This window comes from uncultured Tepidimonas sp., assembly GCF_938045175.1.
In the GTDB taxonomy this organism is placed as follows: Bacteria; Pseudomonadota; Gammaproteobacteria; order Burkholderiales; family Burkholderiaceae_C; genus Tepidimonas.
The window spans coordinates 1-11,809 of the sequence record NZ_CALIND010000052.1 but is presented as its reverse complement, the minus strand read 5'-3'; the positions used below and the strand labels follow the sequence as shown (position 1 = coordinate 11,809).

Below are 11,809 nucleotides of genomic sequence, written 5' to 3'. Positions count from 1 at the left end.
GGCACGCTGGTGCTGGCCAGCGGCACGCCATGGAGCCGCGAGCGGCGGGAGCGCCTGCTGGATGCGGTGCGCGCCGTCCTGCCCGACGGGCTCAACCCACTGCCGGCCGGCGCCACCTGCCCCAACGACCATGTGCTGGTGCTGCGGGTGCTGGGCCCGCTGGTCGAGCCGGTGATGGCCCTGGTGCAGCAAGGCTGGTCGGCGCTGCGGCAGGCGGCGTGGGGCCTGCCGGGGCAGCCGGCGCGGATTTGGCGGGTTTGAGGCGATCTTCAGATCGCCACGAGTTCGCGGATACCGCGGGCTTGCATCTCGGCGCCTGGCCCGCTGGCCACCACCTCGCCGCGCTCCATCACCAGATACTGGTCGGCCAGTTCTTCGGCGAAGTCGTAATATTGCTCAACCAACAATACGGCGATGGGTTGGCCATCGAGCCCCTCGCGGGCCAGCTTTTTGAGCACTCGGCCGATGTCTTTGATGATGTTGGGCTGAATGCCTTCGGTCGGCTCGTCGAGCACCAGAAGTCGGGGGCTTGACGCCAAGGCGCGGGCGATGGCCAATTGCTGCTGCTGCCCGCCGGAGAGGTCGCCCCCACGGCGATTCAACATTTGCTCGAGCACCGGAAACAACTCGAAGAGTTGTGGGGCCAACGGGGTTCCGGCCTTCTTCGTGGCCTGGCCCATGAGCAGGTTCTCGTGCACGGTCAGGCGGGCGAAGATTTCCCGCCCCTGCGGCACATAGCCAATACCGGCGCGGGCGCGCTCGTAAGGGCTGGCCTGGGTGATCGCCACGCCGTCCAGCAGGATCTGGCCGCTGCGCACCGGCACCAGGCCCATCAAGGCCTTGAGCAGCGTGGTTTTGCCCACGCCGTTGCGGCCCAGGACCACGGTAATCTCGCCCGCTCGGGCCTGCAGACTGACCCCACGCAGGATGTGCGAGCCGCCGTAGTACTGGTGGATCCGGTCGATTTGCAACATCCTCATCTTCCCAGATAAACCTCGATCACCCGCTCATCGGCCTGCACCTGGTCGAGCGTGCCTTCGGCCAGCACGGAGCCGTCACACAGCACCGTCACCTTTTCACTGATGGCGCGAATGAAGTGCATGTCGTGCTCCACCACCATGAGGCTGTGCCGGCCCTTGAGGCGCAGGAACAGTTCGGCGGTGCGCTCGGTTTCCTCGTCGGTCATCCCCGCAACAGGCTCATCCAGCAACAGAAGCTTGGGCTCCTGCATCAGCAGCATGCCGATTTCCAGCCATTGCTTCTGGCCGTGGCTCAGATCGCCGGCACGGCGCGTCAATGCGTCGCTCAGGTGGATGGTGTGCAGCACCTCCGCCAAACGGTCTTTTTGCTCGCCTGTGAGAGAGAAGCGCAGGCTGGACCACACGCGTTTGTCGGCAGCCAGCGCCAACTCCAAGTTCTCGAAGACGCTCAGCTCCTCGAACACGGTGGGTTTTTGGAACTTGCGACCGATACCCAGCGCGGCTATTTCGGGCTCGCTGTAGTGCAGCAAATCGATGGTCGAGCCAAAGAACACCGTGCCGCGGTCGGGCCGCGTCTTGCCAGTGATGATGTCCATCATCGTGGTCTTGCCCGCGCCGTTGGGGCCGATGATGCAGCGCAGCTCGCCTGGGGCGATGTCGAGGTTGAGTCCGTTGATGGCCTTGAAACCATCGAAACTGACGTGCACGTCCTCCAGGTACAAAATACGGCCGTGGGTCGTGTCCACTTCGCCGGTCTTTACGGGACGGGCGAATGGGGCACTGCGGCCACCCGCCTCGGTCTGACCGATGGCGGGTATACCGTGCGCGCGTGCCAGGCGCTGCGCGCCCGCTTCCATGAGGTCCGGGGTCATGCGACGCCTCCCGCCTGGCCACGCATGCGCTGCAGCACCGTCCGTGCCACCCCGACCAACCCCTGCGGCATGAACAGCGTCACCGCAATGAACAAGCCGCCCAGAAAATACAGCCAGTACTCCGGGAAGTGCACCGTCAGCACGCTTTTGGCACCGTTGACGACGAACGCGCCAATGATCGGTCCGATCAGGCTGGCCCGCCCGCCCACAGCGGTCCAAATGGCGATCTCGATGCTGTTGGCAGGACTCATCTCGCTGGGGTTGATGATGCCCACCTGCGGGACGTACAACGCCCCAGCCACAGCGCACATCACCGCCGAAATCACCCAGATGGTCAGTTTGTAGGGCAAGGGGTCGTAGCCGCAGAACATGACTCGGCTTTCGGCATCACGAATCGCTTGCAGCACCCGGCCGAATTTGGAGCGCACCAGCCAGCTTGCCCACAGATAAAAGACCAGCAGGGTCAGCCCGGTGATGACGAACAACACCATGCGCGTTTCGGGGGTAGCCAGGGGCACGCCCAGAATGCGTTTGAAATCGGTAAAGCCATTGTTGCCGCCCAAGCCGGTTTCGTTACGGAAGAACAGCAGCATGGCCGCAAAGGTCAGCGCCTGGGTGATGATGGAAAAGTACACCCCTTTGATGCGTGACCTGAAGGCAAAGTAACCAAACGCAAACGCCAGCCCCCCCGGCACCAGCACGATCAGCAACAGCGTGGCGGCGAAACTGTCGCTCAGCGCCCAGTGCCAGGGCAGCGCCTTCCAGTCCAAAAACACCATGAAGTCGGGCAGCTCGCTGCCATACACACCGTCGGTGCCGATCTGTCGCATCAGGTACATGCCCATCACATAGCCGCCGAGCGCAAAGAACAGACCGTGCCCCAGGCTCAGAATGCCGGTGTAGCCCCAGATCAAATCCATGGCCAGGGCGCAAATGGCGTAACACATGATCTTGCCCAACAAACCGATCATGTAGTCGCTCAAATGCCAGGGGCTGTCAACCGGCACCCACAGATTGAGCACCGGGGCCAGCGCACAAACCCCTAGCAGCGCCGCAATGACCGCCCCCCAACCAGAGCGCGTCAGCAGCGGTCCCTTGGCGGGCCAGAGGACGATCGGTGTTGTGGTCGTCGTTGCAGTCATGGGTGGATTCCGTGTATTCCAAGGACAACTCAAGCCTGCCGCCCTTTGAGGGCGAAGATGCCCTGCGGCCGTTTCTGGATGAAGACGATGATGAACACCAGCACCGCGATCTTGGCCAATACCGCACCGGCCCAGCCTTCGATGAACTTGTTGAGCAACCCCAGCCCCAGCGCGGCATACACGGTGCCTGCGAGTTGCCCGACGCCGCCGAGCACCACCACCATGAAGCTGTCGATGATGTAGCTTTGTCCCAAATCCGGCCCCACGTTGCCGACCTGACTCAGCGCCACGCCCGCCAGGCCCGCGATGCCAGACCCCAGCGCAAAGGCGTAGGTGTCGACACGCGCCGTGTTGACCCCCATGCAAGCCGCGATCGGCCGGTTTTGCGTCACGCCACGCACGAACAGGCCCAGCCGCGTTCGACCGATGAGCAGCGCTACGGCCACCAACACCGCCAACGCGAAGCCGATGATCACAATCCGGTTCCAGGGCAGTGTGAGATCCCCCATCACCACCACACCTCCGCTCATCCAGCCGGGGCTTTCCACCGCCACGTTTTGAGCGCCAAACACACTGCGCACCCCTTGCATGAGAATGAGACTGAGCCCCCAGGTCGCCAGCAACGTCTCCAGCGGACGGCCGTAGAGCCATCGAATGACGCCCCGCTCCATCACCGCGCCCACCAGCGCCGCAGCCAAAAACGCCACAGGCAGGGCCGCGAGCAAATACCACTCGAATGCGCCCGGCAAGTACTGCCTGAAGAGCCCCTGCACCACGTAAGTGGCGTAGGCGCCAATCATGATCAGCTCGCCGTGGGCCATGTTGATCACACCCATCAACCCATAGGTGATGGCCAGACCCAGGGCCGCCAGCAGCAGGATGGAGCCCAGGCTCACCCCCGTGAACAACTGCCCAACGACCTGGGCGCGAATCAAAGCCCGGTCCACCTGAGCCAGCGCTTGCGCCAGCGCGGCCTTGACGGCGGGGTCGGACTCCTGTTCCTGGCGCTGCGCCAGCCTGGCCCGCACGCTGTCCTGCCCCACATGCGCCAGGGTCTGAACAGCCGTCACGCGTTGCGCGGCATCGCCGCCCTCCAACCACAAAGCGGCGCGGGCCTCCTCCACGGCACGCCGGGCCCGACCATCCAGACGCGAAACATTTTGGGAAGCCAACGCGTTCTCGATCCAGGGCATGACCGACGCGTCCGGCTGGGCGATCAGGCTGTCCCGCAAGCGCAGCGCTGCCTCGCGCTGCCGCCTTGCGTCATCACCCAGCAGATCCAAGCCCGCCAGCGCGCGCTCCAACGCCCCCCGCAGGCGGTTGTTGACCATCGCGCTGGTCGCTCCATCGGCCGAGGCGGGGGCGCCCGTCACCGCGTCGATGGCGGTCTCCCCCTCCACGATGAGCACCTGCTCGCCGCGCACCATCACCGCCTCGCGGGCCATGGCCCGAATCAGAGCCTCGGCCCGCGGGTCGCCGGACGTGGCCAGCCGGCCCATGACTGCGATGCGATCGGCGGTCTCGCCCTCGGCCAGGGTCAGTGCCTCCTGCGGCGTGAGCGCTCGCGCGGCGCCCGCCCATACCCACATCAGGCCCAGCCACAACACCCACAACCGGCGGCCCGCCGCCCACACGCGTCGCAAACGCATCGTGACACTCCTGCTCAGGCGGACTTTTGCGGGGTGTCGGGCTTCTTGTCGTTGCCTTCGATGAAGGGACTCCAGGGCTGCGCACGCACCGGGCCTTTGGTCTTCCAGACGACGTTGAACTGGCCGTCGGCGCGCACCTCGCCGATGAACACCGGCTTGTGCAGGTGGTGATTCTTCTCGTCCATCTTGGCCTCGAATCCGTTCGGTGCCTTGAAGGTCTGACCGCGCATCGCCACACGCACCTTGTCCACATCGGTGGACTTCGCCTTTTCCACGGCCTGCTTCCACATATGAATGCCGATGTAGGTGGCCTCCATGGGGTCATTGGTCAGCGGCCGATCCTTGTGGCCAGGGATGTTTTTGGCCTTGGCGTAAGCGGCCCACTTCTTGGTGAACTCGTCGTTGACCGGGTTTTTCAGGCTCATGAAGTAGTTCCAGGCCGCCAGATGACCGACCAGCGGGCGGGTATCTACGCCGCGCAGTTCTTCCTCGCCCACGCTGAAGGCCACCACAGGCACGTCAGTGGCCTTGAGGCCTTGGTTGCCCAGCTCTCGGTAGAAGGGCACATTGGAGTCGCCGTTGATGGTGGAGACGACGGCCGTTTTCTTGCCTTGGGCCGAGAATTGTTTGATGCGGGCGATGATGGACTGGTAGTCGCTGTGGCCGAAGGGCGTGTACTCCTCCATGATGTCGCTATCGGGGATGCCCTTGGACTTCAGGAACGCGCGCAAGATCTTGTTGGTGGTGCGCGGGTACACGTAGTCGGTACCGAGCAGCACGAAACGCTTGGCCGAACCCCCGTCGGCGCTCATCAGGTATTCCACCGCCGGAATCGCCTGCTGGTTGGGAGCCGCACCGGTGTAGAACACGTTGGGGCTCATTTCTTCGCCCTCGTACTGCACCGGATAGAACAGCAGACCGTTGAGCTCTTCGAACACCGGCAGCACCGATTTGCGGCTGACCGACGTCCAGCAGCCGAAAACCGCGGCCACTTTGTCTTTGGTCAGCAACTGGCGGGCGCGCTCGGCAAACAGCGGCCAGTTGGAGGCGGGGTCCACCACCACGGCTTCGAGCTTGCGCCCCAGCACGCCGCCCTTGGCGTTGATTTCTTCGACCGCCATCAGCACCGTGTCCTTCAGCACGGTTTCGGAAATCGCCATGGTGCCCGACAGGCTGTGCAACACCCCCACTTTGATGGGCGTGTTGGCGCGGGCGGGCCAAGCGGCCAGACTGCCCAGGGTGCCGACGGCCGCTGCGGCCGAAAGGGCTTTGAGGGTGGAACGACGTTTCATCATGGCAGGGCTCCAGTCGAGGTCAAGACGGTCAAGGTCAAACGAGCAATCCGACCGCGACACCACCGGTTGGACCAGCGCATCACGGACGGTTTGATGCTAGGGTTTGCCCTGATGACTGTCTGTACGCCGGCTGGCGTACGAGCCTCCGGCATGTCAGCCTGCCGCACGCTCGCTCAGGGAGGGCACACGTTGCAAGGCCATGGCTGCGGCAGCGGTTCGGGTTTCCACGCCGAGCTTGGCATGGATGCGCTCCAAGTGCTTTTTCACCGTCGCAGGACTCGCACCCAGGATGTCGCCAATGTCACGATTGGTCTTGCCTTTGGCCACCCAGTACAGCACTTCGGCCTCGCGCGCCGTCAGGCCAAAGGTCTGCATCAGCCCTTGCAGGGCGCTGGCGTCCGAGGTTTCCTGCATAACGATCAACCACTCGCCGCCCTCTCCGTTGGGGGCGGCGTCGGCCGGATCGCCTACGGCGCGGTGCAAGCGAAAAGTCAATCGCCGCGGGCCGTGGCTCAAGGTCAGGCGGGGCGGTTCCACGGGGGCAGTAGCGCCCTGGCGGACATCCGGCACGTGGCGACGCAACCATTGCAGCACGGGCTCGGGCGTCTCGGGCGCCTGGGTGCCGCAATAGCGCCACAGAAGCTCCCGGGCCAGCGGGGTCTGCCACATCAAGCGGCCGTCGCGTTCACGCACCGTCACGGTGGCATAGCCAAAGGCATCCAGAGCGTTGCGTGCCTGCTCTTGCTCCAGCTCCCCACGGCGCACCTGCCGCGCCGTGCGCAAATGCACCCCCATGCGGGCGATCACCTCTTGGGGTTTGACCGGCTTGGTCACGTAGTCCACCCCACCCGCTTCCAACGCCTGAAGCAGGTGCTCGGTCTCGGTCAACCCGGTCATGAAAATAATGGGAATGTGCGCCGTCTGCGGATCGGCTTTCAGGCGTCTGGCCACCTCGAAGCCATCCATGCCGGGCATCAGGGCATCGAGCAACACCACATCGGGTTGGGCCTGCCGCGCACGGGCGAGGGCGGCTTCGCCGTCCAGGGCGACCAGAACCGTGTGCCCGGTTTCGTCCAGCGTGTCGTGCAAAACGGCCAAGTTTTCCGGCGCATCGTCCACGATCAGGACCACCGGGGGAACGTCTTCAATCTCGTGAGGGTTCCAACGCACCAAGCGCCTCCTGCAAGACCTGTTCAATCTGTTCAAACCGGAATTCACGTGCCCACACACGCAAGCGATCACCTGCGGGTCCGGGACACAGCTCGTCGAGGCAACGCACGAGGCCCCGGTAGTGGCCCAGCCGGGCAGATGCGATCAAGCCGCGCAAATCGGTCGCCGACAACGCACGCAAATCCGCCCAGCACGCTTCGTCGGACGAAGGCATATTGACGCTCTGGGCCGCGGTGGGCGCCGCGGCAGACGGCAGCCACGTCAATTCGAGCCGACGGGCGAGCCAGCGCAGCAGGTCGTCACGCCGAACGGGCTTGACGAAAAAGTCGTCCGCGTGCAAGCCGACCGGGTTGTCCAGCCCCTTGTCAAAGGCATTGGCCGACACGACGGCCCATGCCGGGGCCGGCCAGCCCTGTCCTTGGGCCAGGGCCCGGATGCGCTCGAGCGTCTGCCAACCGTCCATGCCGGGCATGGCCAGGTCCATGAACACTGCGTCGGGGCGCAGCCCGGCCTCCAGCAGGGCCAAGGCTTGTTCGCCACAGGCAGCCAAATGCACCTCGAAGCCCAATGGGGCCAGCCAGCGTTGCAGCAATTGCCGGTCATCTTCCTCGTTGTCCACGACCAGCAGGCAACGCCGCGGCCCCGCATAACCGTCCACCTGCAGCGGGCGAGCATCGGCCATCGCGAGCGCCTCGCCGTGCCATTCCGGCAGAAACAGACGCAGCCGGAATACACTGCCCCACCCCGGTGTGCTGTCAACGGTCATTTCGCCCCCCATGAGGTCGGCCAGCATCCGGGCGATGGTCAATCCCAGCCCGGCGCCATGGGCGCCCGGCTGCGCCGCGGCCAATCCCCGGGCAAACGGCTCGAACACCCGCTCCCGCTCGGCCGCAGTCATGCCAGGCCCGGTGTCGCAGACCTCGAACACCGCCATCTCGCGCACATACCGCACCCGCAAGGTCACGCCACCACGCACCGTGAACTTGACCGCATTGCCCAACAGGTTGATCAGGATCTGACGCAGCCGCCGGTCGTCGGCGCGCACGGCCTGCGGCCAGCGGGTGGGCGGCTCGAAAGCAAACGACAGTCCTTTGGCCTTGGCCTGCAGCTCGAACATGCCGGCCACATCCTGCAACAGGGCCTTGAGGTCCAGCGGCCTGACGTCGAGGGTCAGGCGGCCCGCCTCGATACGGGCAATATCGAGCGTGCCTTCGATCAGCGACAGCAGGTGCTCGCCACTGCGCAGGATGACCTGTACCGCATGGGCGCGATGGGGCGGCAGCGCAGCATCCTGCTGCAGGAGCTGGGCATAGCCCAGAATGCTGTTGAGCGGGGTGCGAAGCTCGTGGCTGATGGTGCTGACATAGCGCGTCTTGGCCTGGTTGGCCTGGTCGGCCTGTTCACGGGCACGCTCGGCGGCCTGCTTGGCCTGCTGCAGGGCGGCATCGGTGCGGCGGTGGGATTCGATTTCCTCCATCAGCAGCCGGGTCTGCCGGTTGGATTCCTCCTGCGCCACCTCGCGGCTCTTGTGCGCCAGCACCAGCCACCAGGCGACCACGGCCGCCACCATCAGCAAAGCCGCATACACCTTGATGAATCCGGCCTGCAAGGCTGCCAGTGCTTCCTCCCCCGCCGGCAGGGCATCGACCGACAGCAGCCGGTGCCACTCGTGGCGGTACAACACGGCCAGCACCGCCGCCAACACCGGAGCGATCACCAGCATCAGCAGCAGAAAATGCCCCAAACCGGCATCGACCCGAGGCCACCAGCGTGGCGGTAACAAACGGTGCAGCACCTGCTCCCACTGACGCGAGAGGCGTGCATGGGGTTTGCACGCGTCGGCACAGCGGGCGTCGAGCGTGCAGCACAGCGAGCAAATGTCGCCCTGATAAGCTGGACAGTGCGCCATGTCCGGCGCTTCGTAAGCCGACTCGCAGACCACACAATGCTTGAGCGGTGCCAGGGCCACGTAGCGGCCATCGAGCCCGACGTCGGAGTGATCGCGATTGGCGGGCTCGGGCTGGCGGGCCAGGTAGTAGCGGCCGCGGGTGGCCCAGGCAATCAAGGGCGCGGTCAAAAATGCCGTCACCATGGCCACCACCGCCGAGAACGCCTGTGCCATCGGCCCCATCAGGCCCAAATGCGCGGCCATGCCCAGCGCCGACGCCAGCGTCATGGCCCCCACCCCCACGGGGTTGACGTCGTACAGATACGCCCGCTTGAACTCGATGCCACGCGGCGACCAGCCCAAAGGCTTGTTGATGACGAGATCGGCCACCACCGCCATGATCCACGCGATGGCGATGTTGGCATACAGGCCCAGCACATCGCCCAGGGCCTCGAACACGTTCATCTCCATGAGCATGAAGGCGATGGCCGTGTTGAACACCACCCACACCACCCGGCCTGGGTGATGGTGGGTCAGCCGGGAGAAAAAATTGCTCCACGCCAAGGAGCCTGCGTAAGCATTGGTGACGTTGATCTTGAGCTGCGACACCACCACGAACAGCGCCGTGGCCGCCACGGCCCAGCCGTGGGGCAACAGGTATTCGTAAGCGGCCAGGTACATCTGGTTCGGGTCCACCGCACGTTCGGCGCCCCCACCGTAGCTGAGCACCAGATGGGCCAGCAACACACCGCCCAGCATTTTCAGCACGCCAATCACCACCCAGCCGGGGCCGCCGGCCACCACGCCCAGCCACCAGCGCCCCCGGGTGCGCTGGGTGGGCGGAGGCATGAAGCGCAAATAGTCGGCCTGCTCCCCCATCTGGGTGATCAGTGCCACCCCCACCGTCAGCGCCGCCCCAAACAAGTGCCACTGAAATGCACCGCCTTCGCCATCCGCCCCAGCATAGTGCGCCACCGCGGAAAACGCCTCCGGGTCCAGCCACGCCACGGCGACGAACGGCACGACCATCATCACCAGCCACAGGGGCTGCGTCCAGACCTGAAAGCGGCTGATGACCGACACCCCGTGCGTGACCAGCGGAATCACCACCAGGGCGCAGATCAGGTAGCCCCAAGCGGGCGGTATACCCAGCGCCAACTCCAGCGCATAGGCCATCACCGCGGCTTCGAGCGCGAAAAAGATGAAGGTAAACGACGCATAGATGAGCGAGGTGATGGTGGACCCGATGTAACCGAACCCGGCACCGCGCGTCAGCAGGTCCATGTCCACGCCATAGCGGGCGGCGTAGACACTGATGGGCAATCCCGCCAAGAAAATGATCAACCCGGTGACCACGATGGCCCAAAAGGCGTTCAGAAACCCATACTGCACCAGCAACGTGGCCCCCACCGCCTCCAGGATGAGAAACGAGGCCACGCCAAACGCCGTGTTGGCCACCCGCCACTCCGACCATTTGCGAAACCGCTGCGGGGTGAAGCGCAGGGCGTAGTCTTCCAGCGTCTCGCTGGCCACCCAGCTGTTGTAATCCCTCCGCACCTTGACGATGCGCTGGACAGGAACGGCATGTTCGACGGCTTCGGGCTTCACGCCTGCTCCGGGTGCAACTTTCGTGCCATGCGCCATCCAGCGTATGGCGACCTGTCACGGTCAACAGGCATACTGCCCGAACCTAGGCACGCATATTGCAAGAGCCAGCCCATGGAACTCTCCCCCCGCGACAAAGACAAGCTGCTCATCTTCACCGCCGCGCTGCTGGCCGAGCGTCGGCGCGCGCGCGGGCTCAAGCTCAACTACCCCGAGGCGGTGGCCCTGATCAGCGCCTATGTGATGGAAGGGGCCCGCGACGGCAAGACGGTGGCCGAGCTCATGAGCGAAGGCCGCACCGTGCTCAGCCGCACCGACGTCATGGAGGGCGTGCCGGAGATGCTCGCCGACATCCAGGTCGAGGCCACCTTCCCCGACGGCACCAAGCTCGTCACCGTGCACCAGCCCATCGTCTGAACCGCTCCAGGAGCCCCGATATGCCCTTCACCGCCAAGCTCCCCCGCCTGCTCGCCCCGGCCCTGACCTGGCTGACCCACGCGGCCCATGCACACGAGGGCCACGGCCTGCCCGGCGCCCACTGGCACGCCACCGACGTGCTGGGCTTCGTGGGTCTGGCCGCGGCCATCGGTGCGGTCATCTGGTTCACCCGCAAATGAGGGAGCGCCCATGATCCCCGGCGAGCTTTTCATCGACGCGGGCGAGCACCCGCTCAACCCCGGGCGGCGCACCGTCACCGTGGTGGTGGTCAACACAGCCGACCGCCCCATCCAGGTCGGCTCGCACTACCACTTTGCCGAAACCAATGCCGCGCTGTCGTTCGACCGCGCCGCCGCGCGCGGCATGCGTCTGAACATCGCCAGCGGGACCGCCGTGCGCTTCGAGCCCGGCCAGCAGCGCACCGTCGAACTGGTGGACTACGCTGGCGCCCGCGCCGTGTACGGCTTTCGCGGCCTGGTGCAAGGAGCGTTGTGATGGCCAGCATTTCCCGCCGCGCCTATGCCGAGATGTTCGGCCCCACCGTGGGCGACCGGGTGCGCCTGGGTGACACCGCCCTGGTCATCGAAGTCGAGCGCGACCACACCCTGCAAGCCGGCGGCTATGGGGAGGAGGTCAAGTTTGGTGGCGGCAAGACCATCCGCGACGGCATGGGCCAGAGCCAGCGCAGCCGCGCCCAGGGCGCGGTCGATCTGGTCATCACCAACGCCCTCATCGTGGACCACTGGGGCATCGTCAAGGCCGACATCGGC

10 protein-coding genes and 2 pseudogenes are annotated in these 11,809 nt (G+C 65.3%); 5 read left to right on the top strand and 7 right to left on the bottom strand.

The window, feature by feature from the left end; all coding sequences use genetic code 11:
* Positions 1-261: pseudogene (locus Q0716_RS02745) on the top strand (urease accessory protein UreD); the annotation flags it as partial.
* Between the two features lie 8 nt (positions 262-269).
* On the opposite strand, the gene urtE reads toward Q0716_RS02745, so the two are convergent.
* From urtE to Q0716_RS02710, 7 genes are all read right to left on the bottom strand, one after another.
* Entirely contained in the window at positions 270-974 is a 705-nt protein-coding gene (gene urtE / locus Q0716_RS02740; protein ID WP_299019384.1) for an urea ABC transporter ATP-binding subunit UrtE, read from the bottom strand.
* A gap of 2 nt (positions 975-976) precedes the next feature.
* The gene (urtD, locus tag Q0716_RS02735; protein WP_299019383.1) at positions 977-1,852 is read right to left on the bottom strand and encodes an urea ABC transporter ATP-binding protein UrtD; all 876 of its coding nucleotides are present in this window, start codon (positions 1,850-1,852) and stop codon (positions 977-979) included.
* On the bottom strand, positions 1,849-2,994 hold the full coding sequence (gene urtC, locus Q0716_RS02730; protein ID WP_068608778.1) for an urea ABC transporter permease subunit UrtC: 1,146 nt from the start codon (positions 2,992-2,994) through the stop codon (positions 1,849-1,851). The genes urtD and urtC overlap by 4 nt, the downstream gene beginning before the upstream one ends.
* Before the next feature lie 29 nt (positions 2,995-3,023).
* On the bottom strand, positions 3,024-4,583 hold the full coding sequence (gene urtB, locus Q0716_RS02725; protein WP_299019386.1) for an urea ABC transporter permease subunit UrtB: 1,560 nt from the start codon (positions 4,581-4,583) through the stop codon (positions 3,024-3,026).
* A gap of 74 nt (positions 4,584-4,657) precedes the next feature.
* Positions 4,658-5,935, bottom strand: coding sequence for an urea ABC transporter substrate-binding protein (gene urtA, locus Q0716_RS02720; RefSeq protein WP_299019385.1), 1,278 nt, complete (start codon positions 5,933-5,935; stop codon positions 4,658-4,660).
* A 156-nt stretch (positions 5,936-6,091) separates the two neighbouring features.
* The gene (locus tag Q0716_RS02715; RefSeq protein WP_299019382.1) at positions 6,092-7,069 is read right to left on the bottom strand and encodes a response regulator transcription factor; all 978 of its coding nucleotides are present in this window, start codon (positions 7,067-7,069) and stop codon (positions 6,092-6,094) included.
* Between the two features lie 13 nt (positions 7,070-7,082).
* Entirely contained in the window at positions 7,083-10,604 is a 3,522-nt protein-coding gene (locus Q0716_RS02710) for an ATP-binding protein (protein WP_299019381.1), read from the bottom strand.
* A gap of 111 nt (positions 10,605-10,715) precedes the next feature.
* Between Q0716_RS02710 and Q0716_RS02705 the strand changes: the two genes are divergently transcribed.
* From Q0716_RS02705 to ureC, 4 genes and pseudogenes are all read left to right on the top strand, one after another.
* Positions 10,716-11,018: an urease subunit gamma gene (locus tag Q0716_RS02705; protein ID WP_068608773.1), complete on the top strand. Its 303-nt coding sequence runs from the start codon at positions 10,716-10,718 to the stop codon at positions 11,016-11,018.
* Positions 11,019-11,038: 20 nt separating this feature from the next.
* Complete coding sequence (locus tag Q0716_RS02700) at positions 11,039-11,218, top strand: hypothetical protein (RefSeq protein ID WP_068608771.1); 180 nt, start codon at positions 11,039-11,041, stop codon at positions 11,216-11,218.
* A 10-nt stretch (positions 11,219-11,228) separates the two neighbouring features.
* Complete coding sequence (locus Q0716_RS02695) at positions 11,229-11,534, top strand: urease subunit beta (RefSeq protein ID WP_068608770.1); 306 nt, start codon at positions 11,229-11,231, stop codon at positions 11,532-11,534.
* Positions 11,534-11,809, top strand: a pseudogene (ureC, locus tag Q0716_RS02690) (urease subunit alpha); the annotation flags it as partial. The gene Q0716_RS02695 and the pseudogene ureC, both read left to right, overlap by 1 nt.

Bases quoted from the DNA above. Each gene is read 5' to 3' on its own strand.
- urtE (WP_299019384.1), bottom strand. From the start codon at position 974: ATGTTGCAAATCGACCGGATCCACCAGTACTACGGCGGCTCGCACATC.
- urtD (WP_299019383.1), bottom strand. From the start codon at position 1,852: ATGACCCCGGACCTCATGGAAGCGGGCGCGCAGCGCCTGGCACGCGCG.
- urtC (WP_068608778.1), bottom strand. From the start codon at position 2,994: ATGACTGCAACGACGACCACAACACCGATCGTCCTCTGGCCCGCCAAG.
- urtB (WP_299019386.1), bottom strand. From the start codon at position 4,583: ATGTGGGTATGGGCGGGCGCCGCGCGAGCGCTCACGCCGCAGGAGGCA.
- urtA (WP_299019385.1), bottom strand. From the start codon at position 5,935: ATGAAACGTCGTTCCACCCTCAAAGCCCTTTCGGCCGCAGCGGCCGTC.
- Q0716_RS02705 (WP_068608773.1), top strand. From the start codon at position 10,716: ATGGAACTCTCCCCCCGCGACAAAGACAAGCTGCTCATCTTCACCGCC.
- Q0716_RS02700 (WP_068608771.1), top strand. From the start codon at position 11,039: ATGCCCTTCACCGCCAAGCTCCCCCGCCTGCTCGCCCCGGCCCTGACC.
- Q0716_RS02695 (WP_068608770.1), top strand. From the start codon at position 11,229: ATGATCCCCGGCGAGCTTTTCATCGACGCGGGCGAGCACCCGCTCAAC.